The following is a 17007-nucleotide window of genomic DNA, read 5'->3' on the forward strand; positions in this document are numbered from 1 at the left end:
CGCGGCGAAGCGCCGGCGGAAGCTTCACCTTTTCCAGTGGCGTCCCTCGGTTGCAACACCAAAGCGGTCCGGCATGCGGGCGAAGGCGGCAAGACCGGCAAGGGCTGCGACCGGATGGGTGACCACATAGGTCGGGATCGTCTTCAAAAGCGCGCTGTGCGGCGCCTTGTCCTCGAAGGCGGCACGGAATTCCGGCCCGCGCAGGGCGGGGAGGATCTTCTGCGAGATGCCGCCGGCCAGGAACACGCCGCCCTTGGCCATGAAGATCATCGCCATGTCGCCGGCGACGCGGCCGAGATAGGTGGAGAACAGCGAGACGGTCTCGATCGCCGCGCGGTCCTCCTGGGCCAAGGCCTTGGAGGTGACGTCCGCCGGGGTTTCGAGCGGGGCATCGACGCCGTCGGCGGCCGAAACGGCATGGTAGATGTTCATGATGCCGCGGCCGCACAGCAGTTGCTCGGCGGAAATGCGGCCCTCGATCGGCTCCAGGAAGGGCCAGATCTGGTGGTCGCGCTCGCTGCGCGGGCCGACATCCACATGGCCGCCCTCCCCCGGGACCGGGATCCAGCTATGCCGTGCATAGACGAGACCTGCGACGCCGAGCCCCGTGCCGGGGCCGAGCACGGTGCGCGAGGCGGCCTGCCGCTCTGTGCCGGGGCCGATCTTCTCGCGGTCGCCCTCACCGAGCGAGGCGACTGCGAGCGCCTGCGCCTCGAAATCGTTGACGAGCAGCACCTCGTCGAAGCCGAGATTGGCGATCATGTCGCGCGGGCGCACCACCCAGGGGCAATTGGTCAGCGGCACCTCGTCGCCCTCGATGGGGCCGGCGAGCGCGAGGATGGCCGAACGCGGCTGCACCGAGGTCGTGTCGAGGATGCATTGCTGGAGCGCGTCATCGATATTCTTGAAATCGGCCGTCTGGACGATCGGGAACTGCTTCGGCTCGGCGAAGGCATCGACCAGCAGCGCAAAGCGCGCATTGGTGCCGCCGATATCGCCGATCAGGATGGGAAAGGGGAAGTTCGTTTCGCTGTCGTTCGGCCGTACCATCAGGCTGTCCCGTTCATTTCGCGTGGAGGTGGTTTCCGGTGAACGTGCCGTCAAACGGCGGCAAAGTCGAGCAGATGTTCGGCCGTCGCGCGGTTCAGCGCCATCGGAATGTCGTAGACGATGGCGAGCCGCATCAGCGCCTTGACGTCGACATCGTGCGGCATGGGGGTCAGCGGGTCGACGAAGAAGATGAGGAGATCGACCTCGCCCGTCGCGATCAGCGCGCCGATCTGCTGGTCGCCGCCGAGCGGGCCGCTCTTGAGGCGGGTGACGTCGAGGCCCGGGCAGGCCTCCAGCACCCGGCCGCCCGTCGTGCCGGTCGCGACGATCTTCGCCTGCGCCAGCACCTTCTCGTTCTGCCGCGCGAAGGCGGCCATGTCGTCCTTCTTCTCGTCATGCGCGATGAGCGCGATGCATTTCTGGCGCGACATGGGCGTTCCCTGCGATTTTAAATCGATTTGAACGCCTTATACAAAAGCGGTGGGGGCTTGAAAAGCCCCGGCTTGGCAGGCACGGGCTATGCAGCGCTACTGGAACGGCCGCGGGATCGGGATCGGCACGATGGCCGGCAGCGTCGTGTCGGCGGCGATCACCGATTCGATGGAGGCTGCCGGGCTCTCCCCGCCGCCGGAGAAGGCGAGCGCGGTGGAGGAAACACCGCCATTGCCCCGGTAGGTCACCTCCTGCTCGGAGGCGGGCGAGGCGCTGGCGAGCACCGTGCCGCAGGCCTTGGGCAGGTCCGACATCTTGACGTACCAGGGCTTGACCGGCTTGGCGTCCTTCTTCGGCGTGGGCTTTGCCCACGGCTCCTTGGTGAACCACCAGGCGAGCGACTGATCGCAGCCGTCGCCGGCCGGCACGCGGGCCTGCGGCTTGCAGCCGACCGCGCCTTCCGGGCACTTGATGCGGATATGGAAGTGCTCGTCATGGCCGTAGATCGGCCGCACCTTGCCGAGCAACGCGCGGTCGCCCTGCCAGGTCTCGCACAGCTTCTTCTTGATGGCCGGGTTGACGAAGACGCGCTCGACCTGCGGGTAGCTCGCCGCCTTCATGACCAGCCGGGCGTGTGTAGACGTCCAGCGGCGCGAATCGACGGTCAGAAACTTGCTCTTGTCGAGCATGGAGGTGAAGGGCAGCTTTTCGCGCTCCTCGGCCGAAAGCCGGCGGTCGGGCATGGGCGTGAACCAGATGTCGGCATCGAGCCCGACCTGGTGCGAGGCATGGCCCGACAGCATCGGCCCGCCGCGCGGCTGGGAAATATCGCCGAGCAGCAGCCCCGGCCAGCCGAGCTTCTGCGCATCCTGCGAAAACTGTTCGATGAGCGCGATCATGTCGGGATGCCCCCAGCGCCGGTTGCGCGACAGGCGCATGGCCTGCCAGGCCGGGCCGTCCGTCGGGATCGCCACCGCGCCGGCAATGCAGCCCTTGGCATAGGAGCCATAGGGGCTCGCCGCCATCTTGGCCGGCAGGCGCTTGGCGCCGAACAGTTCCTTGGCCGGCCGCTCCTCGGCGGCAAGCGGCCCGGCAAGCGCGGTCAGCGCAAGTCCGGCGGCAAGAAGGCAGGTGGTCAATCGGGAAAGCATGGAATGCACGGGCGTCGTCCGGTCTGAAAATCGCAATCGCTGACGAAAGGTTAAGGGATCATCCTTTCGCGGAAGTGAATCGTCGCCCGGAATAGGCACGCCAAAAACCGCCCCTTTCATGGCAGGCCTGTCATTTGCCCGGATTTTGCCTATTCTCTGGTTCACGCTTCGGCAAACGAAACGAAAGGGATTTCGGCATGCAGGCAGCCTCCGGGAAAATCGTGTTCACCATCGCCCTGTCGCTGGCGGCCGCGAGCGGTGCAAGGGCCCAGGAGGCGAAGGAGCCCGTCTGGCGCACCGGCATCTCGACCATCGGCGAATTGAAGCGCCCGGGCGACTTCGATCGCTTCGACTATGTCAATCCGGACGCGCCGAAGGGCGGCGAACTGAAACTGTCCGAGACCGGCACATTCGACACCTTCAATCCCATTCTCTCGAAGGGCGAGGCCGCGACCGGCGTCACGTCCCTTGTCTTCGACACGCTGCTGAAATCCGCCGACGACGAGATCACCGCCTCCTACGGCCTGCTCGCCGAGGCCGTCTCCTATCCCGACGACATCGCCTACGCCACCTTCCGCCTGCGCCCGGAAGCGACGTGGGCCGACGGCCAGCCGGTGACGCCCGAGGACGTGATCTTCTCCTTCGACAAGTCGAAGGAGCACAATCCGCTTCTTGCCAACTACTACCGCCATGTGATTTCCGCGGAGAAGACTGGCGAACGCGACGTCACCTTCCGCTTCGACGAGAAGAACAACCAGGAGCTCCCCAACATTCTCGGCCAGTTCCCGATCGTGCCGAAGCACTGGTGGGAAGGAACGGACGCCAAGGGCAACAAGCGCGACATCGGCCGCACGACGCTGGAGCCCGTCATGGGCTCCGGGCCTTACAGGATCGCCTCCTTCCAGGCGGGCGGCTCGATCCGCTTCGAGCGGCGCGACGACTATTGGGCCAAGGACCTCAACGTGAATGTCGGCCAGAACAATTTCGGCGTGATCAGCTATACGTTCTTCGGCGACCGGAACGTGGAGTTCGAGGCCTTCCGCGCCGGCAATGTCGACTTCTACCGCGACAACAGCTCCAGCCACTGGATGACGGCCTATGATTTTCCGGCGGTGAAGGACGGCCGCATCGTGCGCGAGGAGATCGAAAACCCGCTGCGCGCCGTCGGCATCATGCAGGCCTTCGTGCCGAACCTGCGCCGCGAGCGGTTCAAGGACCAGCGGGTGCGCGAGGCATTGAACTACGCCTACGACTTCGAAAGCCTCAACAAGAACCTCGCCTATGGCAGGCTCAACCGCATCGACAGCTATTTCTGGGGCACCGAGCTGGCCTCCTCCGGCCTGCCGGAAGGGCGCGAAAAGGAAATCCTCGAAGAGCTGAAGGACAAGGTCCCGCCCGCCGTCTTCACCACGCCCTACACCAATCCCGTCGCCGGCGACCCGCAGAAGACGCGCGAGAACCTGCGCAAGGCCATGATGCTCTTCAAGGAGGCGGGCTACGAGCTCAAGAACCGGAAGATGACGAACGTCAAGACGGGCGAGCCCTTCGGCATCGAGATCCTGCTCTCCAATCCTTCGCAGGAGCGCACCGTCCTGCCCTACGTCAAGAGCCTCACCGACATCGGCATCGACGCCCGCATCCGCACGGTGGACGCCTCGCAATACACCAACCGCGTGCGCGCCTTCGATTATGACATGATCTACGGCATCTGGGCGCAGACGCTGGTGCCGGGCAACGAGCAGAGCGATTACTGGGGCTCGGCCTCCGTCGACCAGCAGGGCTCGAAAAACTATGCCGGCATCGCCGATCCCGCGATCGACGAACTGATCCGCCGCATCGTCTTCGCGCCGAACCGCGCCGAACTCGTGGCGACGACCCATGCGCTCGACCGCGTCCTGCTCGCCCATCACTTTCTGGTGCCGATGTTCTATTCCAAATCCCAGCAGGTCGCCTATTGGAACCACCTCGCCCGCCCGGCGGAGCTGCCCTATTACAGCCTCGGTTTTCCCGATGTCTGGTGGTCGAAGAATGCCGCGAAATGAGCCGGGGCTTGCGCCGTGCGGCGTCCTCGGCTCCATATAGCGATGACGAATCACCGCCGCGCGAAGCGGCGGCAGAAGGAAGGTTTGGGCTTGACCGACGGGACTGCGCCAAGACGAGAAGACCGGCAACCGGCTGCAGCGGGTAATCGCTGATGGGCGCCTATATCCTGCGACGCATCCTGCTGATGATCCCGACGATCTTCGGCATCATGGCGATTTCCTTCGCGATCGTGCAGTTCGCCCCGGGCGGCCCGGTCGAGCAGGTGATTTCCGACCTCACCAGCCAGAGTTCCGGCGACCGCCTCTCCGGCGGTGGCGGCGACGTTCTGCAGGATGTCGGGCAGGACAGCGCCTATCGCGGCGCGCGCGGCCTCGATCCGGAATTCATCGCCAAGCTGGAAAAGCAGTTCGGCTTCGACAAGCCACCGCTCGAACGCTTCTTCACCATGATGTGGGACTATCTGCGCTTCGATTTCGGCGAGAGCTTCTTCCGCAACACCTCCGTGGTCGACCTGATCGCCCAGAAGATGCCGGTCTCCATCTCGCTCGGCGTGTGGATCCTCGTCTTCTCCTACGCCATCTCCATCCCGCTCGGCATCCGCAAGGCGGTGAAGGACGGCTCGGCCTTCGACGTGTGGACCTCGGGCATCATCATCATCGGCTACGCCGTGCCGAGCTTCCTCTTCGGCATCCTCCTGATCGTGCTCTTCGCCGGCGGCTCCTTCCTCGACTGGTTCCCGCTGCGCGGCATCGTCTCGGACAATTTCGACAGCCTCGCCTGGTGGCAGAAACCGCTCGACTACATGTGGCACATGACGCTGCCGCTGATCACGCTGCTGCTGTCCGCCTTCGCCACGACGACGCTCCTGACGAAGAACTCGTTCATCGACGAGATCAAGAAGCAGTATGTCACCACCGCCCGCGCCAAGGGCCTGACCGAGCGGCAGGTGCTCTACGGCCACGTCTTCCGCAATGCCATGCTGATCATCATCGCCGGCTTCCCCGGCGCCTTCATCTCGGCCTTCTTCACCGGCTCGCTGCTCATCGAATATATCTTCTCGCTCGATGGCCTCGGCCGCCTCGGCTATGATTCCATCGTGCGGCGCGACTATCCGATCGTCTTCGCGACGCTGTTCATCTTCTCGCTGATGGGCCTCGTCGTCAGCCTCATCTCCGACCTCATCTACACCTGGGTCGACCCGCGCATCGATTTCGAGCGGAGGGACGTGTGATGAGCGCCGTCACGGAGACAACGCCGATCGCCCCGCCGAGGAAAGGCCTGCTCAACCCGACGAACCTGCGCCGCTGGGAGAACTTCAAGGCGAACCGCCGCGGCTACTGGTCGCTGTGGATCTTCCTCGTCATCTTTATCCTCAGCCTGTTCGCCGAGTTCATCGCCAACGACCGGCCGGTCCTTGCCTCCTACAAGGGCGAGATCCTCGTTCCCGTCCTTGTCGACTATCCGGAGGAGAAGTTCGGCGGCTTCCTTGCCGAGACGGACTATCGCTCGGACTTCATCACGGAAGAGATCGAGGCCAATGGCTGGATGATCTGGCCGCCGATCCGCTATTCCTACAACACGACGAATTCCAACATCCCGCATTCCGCGCCGACGAAACCCTTCTGGCTGATGGCCGGGGAAGAGCGGTGCGCCGGCTATCCGGGCGGCGCCGATGACCCGAACTGCATGCTCGCCAACCTCAACTGGCTCGGCACCGACGACCAGGCGCGCGACGTGCTCGCCCGCGTCATCTACGGCTTCCGCATCTCCGTGCTGTTCGGCCTCGTGCTCACCATCGCCTCGGCGATCGTCGGCGTGACGGCCGGCGCCGTGCAGGGCTATTTCGGCGGCTGGACCGACCTCCTGATGCAGCGCTTCATCGAGATCTGGTCCTCGATGCCGGTGCTCTACATCCTGCTGATCATCGCCGCCATCCTGCCGCCCGGCTTCTGGATCCTGCTCGGCATCATGCTGCTCTTCTCCTGGGTCGGCTTCGTCGGCGTGGTGCGCGCCGAATTCTTGCGCGCGCGGAATTTCGAGTATGTGCGGGCGGCCCGTGCGCTCGGCGTCGGCAATGCGACGATCATGTACCGGCACCTCCTGCCGAACGCCATGGTGGCGACGCTGACCTTCCTGCCCTTCATCCTGTCGGGCTCGATCACCACGCTCACCTCGCTCGATTTCCTCGGCTTCGGCATGCCGCCGGGCTCGCCCTCGCTCGGGGAGCTGGTCGCGCAGGGCAAGAACAATCTCCAGGCGCCGTGGCTCGGCCTCACCGCCTTCGTCGTCATGTCCGTCATGCTGTCGCTGCTGATCTTCGTCGGCGAAGCGACGCGCGACGCCTTCGATCCGAGGAAGACCTTCCGGTGAGCGCTCCCGAAACCATCCTGTCCGTCCGTGACCTCTCCGTCGCCTTCCACCAGGGCGGCAACACCACGCTCGCCGTCGACCGCGTCTCCTTCGACATCCGCCGCGGCGAGGTCGTGGCGCTTGTCGGCGAATCCGGCTCGGGCAAGTCCGTGACGGCGAACTCGATCCTGAAGCTGCTGCCCTACCCGGCCGCCAGCCACCCCTCCGGCGAGGTCCATTTCAACGGCAAGGACCTCTTGAAGGCCTCCGATACGACGCTGCGGAACGTGCGCGGCAACGACATCACGATGATCTTCCAGGAGCCGATGACCTCGCTCAATCCGCTGCACTCCATCGAGCGGCAGATCGGCGAGATCCTGAAGCTGCACCAGGACATCGAGGGCCCGGCCGCGCGCGCCAAAATCCTCGAACTGCTCAACCAGGTCGGCATCCGCGAGCCGGAAAAGCGCCTCGCCGCCTATCCGCACGAGCTTTCCGGCGGCCAGCGCCAGCGCGTGATGATCGCCATGGCGCTCGCCAACCGCCCGGAGCTGCTGATCGCCGATGAGCCGACCACCGCGCTCGACGTCACCGTGCAGGCGCAGATCCTGGAGCTCCTGAAGTCGCTGAAGGAGGAGCACGGCATGTCCATGCTCTTCATCACCCACGACCTCGGCATCGTCCGCAAGTTCGCCGACCGGGTCTGCGTGATGACCAAGGGCAAGATCGTCGAGACCGGTCCGGTGGAGGAGATCTTCTCCAACCCGCAGCACGCCTATACCCGCCACCTGCTCGCCGCCGAGCCCAAGGGCGAGCCGCGCCCGGGCGACGACAGCCAGCCCATCGTCATCGAGGCGCAGGACGTCAAGGTCTGGTTCCCGATCAAGGCGGGCTTCCTGCGCCGCGTCGTCGATCATGTGAAGGCGGTCGACGGCATCGACGTCACGCTGCGCGCCGGCCACACGCTCGGCGTGGTGGGCGAATCCGGCTCCGGCAAGACGACGCTCGGCCTCGCGCTGACGCGGCTCATCGCCTCGAAGGGCCGCATCGCCTTCGTCGGGCAGGATATTGCCGGCCATTCCTTCAGCGAGATGCGGCCCTTGCGCCGGCGCATGCAGATCGTCTTCCAGGATCCCTTCGGTTCGCTCTCGCCGCGCATGTCGGTCGCTGATATCGTCGCGGAGGGCCTGAAGGTCCATGAGCCGTCGCTCTCCGAGGCGGAGCGCGACCGCCGCGTCGCCGCCGCGCTGGAGGAGACCGGCCTCGATCCCACGACCCGCTGGCGCTACCCGCACGAATTCTCCGGCGGCCAGCGCCAGCGCATCGCGATCGCCCGCGCCATGGTGCTGAAGCCGGAATTCGTCATGCTCGACGAACCGACCTCGGCGCTCGACATGAGCGTGCAGGCGCAGGTGGTGGAGCTTCTGCGCGACCTGCAGGTCAAGCACAACCTCGCCTATCTCTTCATCAGCCATGACCTCAAGGTCGTGCGCGCGCTCGCCAACGACATCATCGTCATGCGCGGCGGGCAGGTGGTGGAGAAGGGGCCGGCCAGGGACATCATCGAACGGCCGCACGAAGCCTATACCAAGGCGCTGATGGCCGCTGCCTTCAATCTCGAAGCGGTCCGCAGCGAGAGCATCCGTCAGTAGCAGGAACCAGCATGCAGACGAAAAGCCCCGTCATCATCGACCTGAAATTCGACCAGGAACAGGTCGCCGCCGCGCTGAAGGGCGCCTTTGCGGACCGCGAGGTGATCAATCTCGTGCATCCGGCAAACCGCAACCGCGACCTCTCCGGCATCGACTATGCCGTGGTCTGGAAGCCGGGCGCCGATCTCTTCTCGCGGGCGAAGGACCTGAAGGTGGTGTTTTCCGGCGGCGCGGGCGTCGACCATGTGCTGACGCTACCGGGCCTGCCCGACGTGCCGCTCGTGCGCTTCGTCGACGAGACACTGACGACGCGCATGAGCGAGTGGGTGGTGATGCAGTGCCTCCTGCACCTGCGCCAGCACCAGGCCTATGAGGCGCAGCGGGAAAAGCGCATCTGGCGCGAGCTCGCCCAGCCGGAAGCGAAGGACCTGACCGTCGGCATCATGGGGTTCGGCGTGCTCGGGCAGGATTCCGCCAGGAAGCTGAAGACGCTCGGCTTCAACGTCATCGGCTGGTCGAAGAGCGGCCGCAAGGTGGAGGGCTTCGAGACGTTCGACGAGGCAGGCCTCGACGCCTTCCTCGGCAGGACCGACATCCTCGTCGGCCTCCTGCCGCTGACGCCGGAGACGAAGGGCATCTACAATACGGGCCTCTTCACCCGCCTCAGCCGCAGGGGCCCGTTCGGCGCCCCGGTCTTCATCAATGCCGGTCGCGGCGGCAGCCAGGTGGAAGCCGATATCGTCGCCTCCCTCAACGACGGCACGCTGCACGGCGCCTCGCTCGACGTCTTCGAGCAGGAGCCGCTGCCGCTCGAAAGCCCGTTCTGGGGAATGGACAAGGTGTTCATGACGCCGCATGCCTCGGCGGCATCGGATGTCGCCGCGCTCTTCCGCCACGTCGCGGCGCAGATCGAGCGGCTCGAAAGCGGCAGGCCGCTGGAGCATCTGGTCGACCGCAGCGCAGGATATTGAGAGCCCGCTTGCGCCGGCCGGCACGGCCCGGCGCGCGTCAGGGCCGGCGATAGCCGGTCGGCTGCGCGTAGAGCCAGCCGATGCGCTCGATGGCCGCATCCAGCCCCTCGCGCGCCACGCTCATCGTATGGCCGTTGGCGTGGAGGATGGTCGCCTCGTCTTCCATGATCGCCACATGGCCCTTCCAGAAGACGAGGTCGCCGCGGCGAAGCGCGGCGCGCTCGATCGGCGTGCCGAGGCCGGCGGCCTGCATGTCGCTGTCGCGCGGCACGGCGCGGCCCGTCATCATCATCGAAAGCTGCACCAGGGCCGAGCAGTCGAGGCCGAAGCCCGAGCGGCCGCCCCACAGATAGGGCGTCTCCAGGAACCGGGCGGCGATGGCGACATAGTCGTCCCCTGCCCGCTCCCCGATCGCAAGGCAATGACCGGCAACGACCGACTGGCCGCCGGCGAGCGTCAGGTAGCGGGTGCCGCGCGTCTCGCTCTCGCCGACAACCGTTACCCGGCTACCGATCGACAGGGCGAAGGCGGCGGGCGTGCGCAGGTCCGGGCCGGAATAGGCGAAGGTGCGCGGCACGGCGACGACATGGGTCGCTGCAGGGGTCGCCGCAGGGCCGTCCGCATCGAGCGCCGCCTCCGGCAGGTAGCCAACATACCCGTCGAAATCGGATTTCACCCAGGCCCAGCCCTCCGCCCGGTCGAGCACGCGCACGCCCTCGCCGAACAGGAGCTCGGTATCGATGCCGGCGGCGGCATCCGGCCGAGGGCGCAGCGCGGCGACGGGCGGCGCCACGACGGCCGGCGTGCCCGTGACATAGTGCGCGGCCGCAACGGTGCCGCGCAGGGCCTCCTCGGCGAGGTCCGGTCGGAAGGCGTTGAGGCGGCGGTCGGGAAGGGCGTTCATGGATCTGGTCTCACGGGGCCGGTTCAGGGGGGCCGGTTCAGGGGTTTTGCGCGCGGCCCCGGGCGATGATGAGATCGCCGAGACGTTCGAGATAGAGCGCGCCGTCCACGGTGCGCTTGATGATGACGTTGCGGCGATCGCGGTCGTCGCGCATGCGGGTGACGAGGCCCTGCTCGCCCATCGTGTCGAGCGCCCGGGTGATCACCGGCTTGGTCACGCCCAGCTTGGCCGCCAGCCCCCGCACCGTATGCGGCGGGGGCACGAGGTAGATCTCCAGCAGGATCGCCAGTTGGCGCAAGGTCAGGTCGCGCCCATCCTCGTGGACCTGCTGCAGCGTCACCGCGTGCCAGAGGCCGAGCGCCTGCGATGGGGTCAGATCTAGCGGCACGGCGTCTCCGGGCAGGACGGCATTTTCGTTACGATACCGTATCGTTTCCCGGAAGAAAAGCCGCCGCTCAGGCCGTCGCCTTGCGCAGGTGATGGTAGAGCGCGCGGATGGCCTGCGCCTCGCCGCCGACGGGCGAATGCGGCCGCTCGGCCTGCGCCCAGCCGTAGATGTCGAAATGCGCCCAGCGCTTGTTGCGGGTGACGAAGCGCTTGAGGAACAGCGCCGCGGTGATCGAGCCGGCCATGCCGCCCGAGGGGGCGTTGGTGAGGTCGGCGATACGGGCGGAAACGTCCTTGTCGTAGCCCATGTAGAGCGGCATGCGCCACATCGGGTCGTCCACCGTCAGGCTTGCCTCGGCAAGGTCGTGCGCGAGGTCTTCGTCGTCGGTGAAGAAGGGCGGCAGGTCCGGGCCGAGCGCAACGCGGGCGGCGCCCGTCAGCGTCGCCATGTCGATGATGAGGTCGGCCTCGTCCTCGTCCGCATAGGCGAGCGCATCGGCAAGGATCAGGCGACCCTCGGCGTCGGTGTTGTCGATCTGGACGGTGAGGCCCTTGCGGCTCCTGTAGATATCGCCGGGGCGGAAGGCGTTCGCCGAGATCGCGTTTTCGACGACCGGCAGGAGCACGCGCAGCTCCACCTTCAGCTTGGCGTCCATGATCATCAGCGCGAGGCCCATGACGTTCGCCGCGCCGCCCATGTCCTTCTTCATCAAAAGCATGGACGAGGCCGGCTTGATGTCGAGGCCGCCGGTATCGAAGCACACGCCCTTGCCGACGAGCGTCACGCGCTTGTGGCCCTTCTTGCCCCAGGTGAGTTCGAGCAGGCGCGGCGCCTGCGCGGCGGCGCGGCCGACCGTGTGGATGAGCGGGAAGTTCTCCTTCAGCAGATCATCGCCGGTGATGACGGAGACCTTCGCCTTGTAGTGTTCGCCGAGCGCGCGGAAAACGTCCTCCAGCGCTTCGGGGCCCATGTCGTTGGTCGGCGTGTTGATGAGGTCGCGGGCGAGGAAGACGCCGGCAAGCTGGCGCTTGATGTCTGTCGCGTCGGCATCACCAGGGATGAGCAGGGTCGGGGCTTCCGAGGCGGAGGCCTTGTAGCGCTCGAAGCGGTAGCTACCGAGGCCGTAGCCGAGCGCCAGGCGGTTGGCCGTCAGCGGGGCGGTCTCGATATGCCAGTCGCCGGCCGGCAGCGTGCGGGCGAGCTTGCCCGTCAGGAAGGGCGCATCGGACGGGTTCCTGCCGAGGCCGAAGAGCGCGCCGCCCAGATGGCCGTCCGCCGTCGGCACCATCAGCAGCGCCCCGGATTCCGCCTTGAAGCCAGCCTTCCTCGCCCAGTCGAGCGCGATCGGGTCGATCGTGCCGGTCTCGATATGGGCCGGCGTGATCGCGAAGATCGGCAGCGTCTTGCCGTTCTTCGTGTTGAAGGGAGAGGGCCGGTCGATGAACTGGAAGGGGGCCATTGCGGAACCTTTGGGCAGGGCTTGAGAATCAGGCGATTAACACTCTGTTAGGGTTAACAGATTATTGCTGGAGCGGAGATTGCGGCGTGATTCCTTGACCGCCGCGACATGCGGGAATCGCTTCGGGGACAGATCATGGCCGCTTCCGTCACGCGTACGTCACTTCGCGCTGGGTTTTTGAAAGGCGCAGCATGTCTTGCCATCGCGGTGGCGGTGGCGGGCTGTGCGGGCAAGAGCAACATCACGACCGGCTCCATTCCGAAAATGACCAAGCCGGTGTCCGAGATGAATGCGACGGAACTGCGGGGGGCCGCCGAAACGATCGGCCGGGCCTACGAGAAGAACCCGAAGGACCGCACCATCGGCATGAACTATGCCAATGTGCTGCGCATGACCGGACGCAACGATCAGGCGCTTGCCGTCATGCAGCAGGTCGCCATCAGCAATCCGAGCGACCGCGAGGTGCTCGCCGCCTATGGCAAGGCGCAGGCCGCTGCCGGCCAGCTCGAACAGGCGCTGAGCACGATCCTGCGCGCGCAGACGCCGGACCGGCCGGACTGGCGGCTGAAATCGGCCGAAGGCGCCATCCTCGACCAGCTCGGCCGCGCCGGCGAGGCGCGCGGGCGCTACCGCGAGGCGCTCGACATCAATCCGAACGAGCCTTCGGTCCTGTCCAATCTCGGCATGTCCTATCTCCTGGCGAAGGACCTGAAGACCGCCGAGACCTACCTGCGCTCCGCCGCCGCGCAGCCCGGCGCCGACAGCGGCGTACGGCAGAACCTGGCGCTCGCCGTCGGCCTCCAGGGCCGCTTCCAGGAGGCAGAGACCATCGCCCGCCGCGAGCTGACCTCCGAGCAGGCCGAAGCGAACGTCGCCTATCTGCGCTCGATGCTGACCCAGCAGAACGCCTGGAAGAAGCTCGCCGCGGACGATAGCGGCAACACCAACTGATCTTTTCTGCCTGATGCGCGCGGACGCAAAACCGCCGCACAGTTTTGCTGAAACTATCGACACTTGGCTCCCAAGCACGACCTCGCCCCGGCCGATATCTCGACCGGGGCGCTTTTTGATCGGTCTGCGGGTCTCTTCAGAAACGGTCGGCGACCTGGATGCCGGCGGGGCCGAGGATGACGGCGACGAGCACGGGCAGGAAGAACAGGATCATCGGCACGGTCAGCTTCGGCGGCAGGGCGGCGGCCTTCTTCTCCGCCTCGTTCATGCGCTGGTCGCGGCATTCCTGGGCGAGCACGCGCAGCGCCTGGGCGAGCGGCGTGCCGTAGCGCTCGGCCTGGATGAGGGCCTGCGTCACGGATTTCACCGTATCGAGGCCGACGCGCGTGCCGAGGTTTTCATAGGCCGCACGGCGCTCCTGCAGGAAGGAGAGCTCCGCATTGGTCAGCACCAGCTCCTCGGCCAGTTCCGGCGAGGCCATGGCGATCTCGTCGGCCACGCGCTTGAAGGCGACCTCGATGGAAATACCGGATTCGACGCAGATCAGCATGAGGTCGAGCGCATCCGGCCAGGCGCGCTTGATCGAAAGCTGGCGCTTCGACACCCGGTTGGAGATGTAGAGGTTCGGCAGGTAGAAGCCGATATAGGCGGCGACGACCGTCGCCAGGACGCGCATCGGCAGCGGCTTGTCGCCGAGGAAGCCGAGGAAGAAGATGTAGAAGGCGGCGGCGGCGGCGACGACGAAGGGCAGGACGAAGCGCGCGAAGAGGAAGATGTTGAGCGCGTTCTGCGAACGGTAGCCGGCCTGGCGCAGGCGGTTCATCGTGTTGGCGTCGACCAGCGCCTCGCGCAGGTTGAGCCGTTCGACGACCTGGCGCACGGACGTATTGTGCTGGGCGCGCAGCGAGGCCTTGCTCTGGGAGGCCTCGGCGCTCATGCGGGCGCGTTCGCGTGCCCGCATCTGCTCGCGCTCCAGCGCCACGGACTTCATGCGCTTGTCGAGGTCGCCGCGGTCGAGATAGGGAATGGCAAGCGTGTAGACCGTCGCGAGCACCGCGATCATCACGAAGGCCGGCAGCAACACCGCCGGATCGGTAAGGGTGGTGACGAGTCCCGACATGCCCTGCCCCTCAGATGTCGAAGTTGATCATGTTGCGCATCACGACGATGCCGATGGTCATCCAGACGGCGGAAATGCCGAGAATGAGATGACCGCGCGGATCCTGGAACAGGATCATGATGTAATTGGGCGAGGTCAGGTAGACGAGGAAGGCGACGATGAACGGCAGGGCGCCGATGATGGCGGCCGAGGCCTTTGCCTCCATCGACAGCGCATTCACCTTGGCCCTCATCTTGCGCCGTTCGCGCAGCACGCGGGAGAGATTGCCGAGCGCTTCGGACAGGTTGCCGCCGGCCTGGCTCTGGATCGCGATGACGATGGCGAAGAAGTTGACTTCCTGCAGGGGAATATTGGTGAACATGCGCGCGCAGGCTTCCGGCACGCTGAGGCCGACCTGCTGCGCCTCGACCAGGCGGCGGAATTCGGTGCGCACCGGCTCCTGGCCTTCGGCGGCGATCAGGCGCAGCGCGTCGGTCAGCGGCAGGCCGGACTTGATCGAGCGCGTCATCACGTCGAGCGAGTTGGGGAACTCTTCGAGGAACTTGTTCAGCCGCCGCTTGACGAGATAACCGACGACCCAGCGCGGCAGGCCTACGCCGGCGATGAAGGCGGCACCGACGCTGACGAGAAGACCGGAGCCGGCAAGAAGGGCCAGCAGGAAGACGAAGATGCCGGCGGCGGCGCTGAGAAGGTAGAACTGCGTGATGCTGATCGAAAGCCCGGCCTGGACCAGCTTCGCCTTGAGCGTGGTGGCGACGCGCTTGGTCTGTTCCTGCTGCTTCTTTTCCAAGTCCTTCAGCGAATCCTGCACGGACTTGCGGCGCTTGGACAGTTCCTGCATGCGGTCGCGCGCCGCCTTGGCCTTGCCCTGGTCGGTCTCGGCGGCCTGGACGCGGCGCATGCGGCTTTCCGTCTTCTTCGCCGCCTCGATGCGCGAGAAGAGCAGGCCATAGGCAAGGCCCGCGGTGGAAAAGGCCGCCAAAGCGAAGATCGCGACGATGGTGATATCCAGTCCGAACATCCCGGCCCCTTACGGCTTTTCCATCGCGTCGAGCGTTGCCGCCAGGCGCTTGTCCTCGTTGAAATAGCGGGCGCGCTCCCAGAAATGCGGCTTGCCGATGCCGGTGCCCGTGTGCTTGCCGATGAGGCGCCCGTTGGCGTCCTCGCCCTGGATGTCGAAGCGCATCAGGTCCTGCGTGACGATGACGTCGCCTTCCATGCCGACCACCTCGGTGATGTGGGTGATGCGGCGCGAACCGTCGCGCAGGCGCGAGGCCTGGATGATGATGTCGATGGAGCCGGCGATGATCTCGCGCACCGTCTTGGCCGGCAGCGTGTAGCCGCCCATGGCGATCATCGATTCCATGCGGGAAAGGCATTCGCGCGGCGTGTTGGCGTGGATCGTGCCCATCGAGCCGTCGTGGCCGGTGTTCATCGCCTGGAGGAGGTCGAACACCTCCGGTCCGCGCACTTCGCCGACGATGATGCGTTCGGGCCGCATGCGCAGGCAGTTCTTGATGAGGTCGCGCATGGTGATCTCGCCCTCGCCCTCGATGTTCGGCGGGCGGGTTTCGAGGCGCACCACATGGGGCTGCTGGAGCTGGAGTTCGGCCGAATCCTCGCAGGTGATGACGCGCTCGTCGCGGTCGATATAGTTCGTCAGGCAGTTGAGCAGCGTCGTCTTGCCCGAGCCGGTGCCGCCCGAGATGACGAGGTTGCAGCGCACGCGGCCGATGATCTGGAGCAGCGTCGCGCCCTCCGGCGTGATCGAGCCGAAGCGGACGAGCTGGTCGAGCGTCAGCTTGTCCTTCTTGAACTTGCGGATGGTGAGCGCCGTGCCGTCGATGGCGAGCGGCGGGGCGATGACGTTGACGCGCGAGCCGTCCGGCAGGCGGGCGTCGCAGATCGGGCTCGATTCGTCGACGCGGCGGCCGACCTGGCTGACGATGCGCTGGCAGATCGACAGGAGCTGGGCATTGTCGCGGAAGCGGATCTCCGATTCCTGCACCTTGCCGCCCACTTCGATATAGGTCTTGCCCGCGCCGTTCACCATGATGTCGGCGATGTCGTCGCGTGCCAGCAGCGGCTCCAGCGGGCCGTAGCCGAGAACGTCGTTGCAGATGTCGTCGAGCAGTTCCTCCTGCTCGGAGATCGACATCGCGAAATTCTTGATCGTGATGATGTCGTTGACGATGTCGCGGATTTCCTCGCGCGCGCTCTCGGTATCGAGCTTGGCGAGCTGCGACAGGTCGATCGTGTCGATGAGCGCGGAGAAGACCTGGCTCTTCGTGTCGTAATAGTCTTCGGTGCGCGGCGCACGGCGGCGCACGGCGGCAGCCGGCGCAGGCACCGGGGCGGGGGCCGGTTCGAGGGCGGGCGGCGGCGGCGCGGCCACGACCGGGCGCTCCGCCGTCACGGTCGTGACGGGAGCCGGCGTGGCCTGGAACGCCTGGCCCGCCGTGCCGCCCTTGCCGAAACCTTCATTGCCGCGTTTGCCGAACATGCCACTTCATCCAGTCTGTTGCGCCGCCCGTCGG

At 66.1% G+C, this 17007-nt stretch carries 15 protein-coding genes; 6 read left to right on the forward strand and 9 right to left on the reverse strand.

Annotation, left to right across the window (positions count from 1 at the left end):
• Positions 1-24: 24 nt before the first annotated feature.
• From EV665_RS20245 to mepA, 3 genes are all read right to left on the reverse strand, one after another.
• Positions 25-1050: a glucokinase gene (locus EV665_RS20245; protein ID WP_133035464.1), complete on the reverse strand. Its 1026-nt coding sequence runs from the start codon at positions 1048-1050 to the stop codon at positions 25-27.
• Between the two features lie 50 nt (positions 1051-1100).
• A complete protein-coding gene (locus tag EV665_RS20250) occupies positions 1101-1481 on the reverse strand; it encodes a methylglyoxal synthase (RefSeq protein ID WP_064332162.1) in 381 nt (126 codons plus the stop codon).
• A 96-nt stretch (positions 1482-1577) separates the two neighbouring features.
• Positions 1578-2633: a penicillin-insensitive murein endopeptidase gene (gene mepA, locus EV665_RS20255; RefSeq protein WP_133035530.1), complete on the reverse strand. Its 1056-nt coding sequence runs from the start codon at positions 2631-2633 to the stop codon at positions 1578-1580.
• A gap of 197 nt (positions 2634-2830) precedes the next feature.
• Here mepA and EV665_RS20260 point away from each other — a divergent pair, with 197 nt between their 5' ends.
• From EV665_RS20260 to EV665_RS20280, 5 genes are all read left to right on the forward strand, one after another.
• Complete coding sequence (locus EV665_RS20260) at positions 2831-4675, forward strand: extracellular solute-binding protein (protein ID WP_133035465.1); 1845 nt, start codon at positions 2831-2833, stop codon at positions 4673-4675.
• A 152-nt stretch (positions 4676-4827) separates the two neighbouring features.
• Positions 4828-5907, forward strand: coding sequence for a microcin C ABC transporter permease YejB (locus EV665_RS20265; RefSeq protein ID WP_133035466.1), 1080 nt, complete (start codon positions 4828-4830; stop codon positions 5905-5907).
• A complete protein-coding gene (locus EV665_RS20270; protein WP_133035467.1) occupies positions 5907-7046 on the forward strand; it encodes an ABC transporter permease in 1140 nt (379 codons plus the stop codon). Before EV665_RS20265 ends, EV665_RS20270 begins: the two co-directional genes overlap by 1 nt.
• Positions 7043-8677, forward strand: coding sequence for an ABC transporter ATP-binding protein (locus EV665_RS20275; protein WP_133035468.1), 1635 nt, complete (start codon positions 7043-7045; stop codon positions 8675-8677). The genes EV665_RS20270 and EV665_RS20275 overlap by 4 nt, the downstream gene beginning before the upstream one ends.
• 11 nt (positions 8678-8688) lie before the next feature.
• Positions 8689-9648: a 2-hydroxyacid dehydrogenase gene (locus EV665_RS20280; RefSeq protein ID WP_133035469.1), complete on the forward strand. Its 960-nt coding sequence runs from the start codon at positions 8689-8691 to the stop codon at positions 9646-9648.
• Positions 9649-9685: 37 nt separating this feature from the next.
• Here the strand turns inward: EV665_RS20280 and EV665_RS20285 are convergent, their stop codons facing one another.
• The 3 genes from EV665_RS20285 to EV665_RS20295 all read right to left on the reverse strand — a co-directional run bounded on the left by EV665_RS20285 (position 9686) and on the right by EV665_RS20295 (position 12399).
• The gene (locus EV665_RS20285) at positions 9686-10552 is read right to left on the reverse strand and encodes a C40 family peptidase (RefSeq protein ID WP_133035470.1); all 867 of its coding nucleotides are present in this window, start codon (positions 10550-10552) and stop codon (positions 9686-9688) included.
• A 37-nt stretch (positions 10553-10589) separates the two neighbouring features.
• Positions 10590-10940 carry a MarR family transcriptional regulator gene (locus EV665_RS20290; RefSeq protein WP_064332155.1) on the reverse strand — a complete coding sequence of 117 codons (351 nt, stop codon included), beginning with the start codon at positions 10938-10940 and terminating at the stop codon, positions 10590-10592.
• A 67-nt stretch (positions 10941-11007) separates the two neighbouring features.
• A complete protein-coding gene (locus EV665_RS20295; protein ID WP_133035471.1) occupies positions 11008-12399 on the reverse strand; it encodes a leucyl aminopeptidase family protein in 1392 nt (463 codons plus the stop codon).
• A gap of 135 nt (positions 12400-12534) precedes the next feature.
• Between EV665_RS20295 and EV665_RS20300 the strand changes: the two genes are divergently transcribed.
• Positions 12535-13350, forward strand: coding sequence for a tetratricopeptide repeat protein (locus tag EV665_RS20300; protein ID WP_084438353.1), 816 nt, complete (start codon positions 12535-12537; stop codon positions 13348-13350).
• Positions 13351-13486: 136 nt separating this feature from the next.
• Here the strand turns inward: EV665_RS20300 and EV665_RS20305 are convergent, their stop codons facing one another.
• The 3 genes from EV665_RS20305 to EV665_RS20315 are packed head-to-tail and all read right to left on the reverse strand — an operon-like array spanning position 13487 to position 16973.
• Complete coding sequence (locus tag EV665_RS20305; RefSeq protein ID WP_064332153.1) at positions 13487-14470, reverse strand: type II secretion system F family protein; 984 nt, start codon at positions 14468-14470, stop codon at positions 13487-13489.
• A 10-nt stretch (positions 14471-14480) separates the two neighbouring features.
• Positions 14481-15491, reverse strand: a complete 1011-nt coding sequence (locus EV665_RS20310; RefSeq protein WP_064332152.1) for a type II secretion system F family protein — start codon at positions 15489-15491, stop codon at positions 14481-14483.
• 9 nt (positions 15492-15500) lie between these two features.
• Positions 15501-16973, reverse strand: coding sequence for a TadA family conjugal transfer-associated ATPase (locus EV665_RS20315; RefSeq protein ID WP_133035472.1), 1473 nt, complete (start codon positions 16971-16973; stop codon positions 15501-15503).
• Positions 16974-17007: the final 34 nt, after the last annotated feature.

Origin of the sequence: Shinella granuli (genome assembly GCF_004341885.1) — a bacterium.
Lineage (GTDB): Bacteria > Pseudomonadota > Alphaproteobacteria > Rhizobiales > Rhizobiaceae > Shinella > Shinella granuli.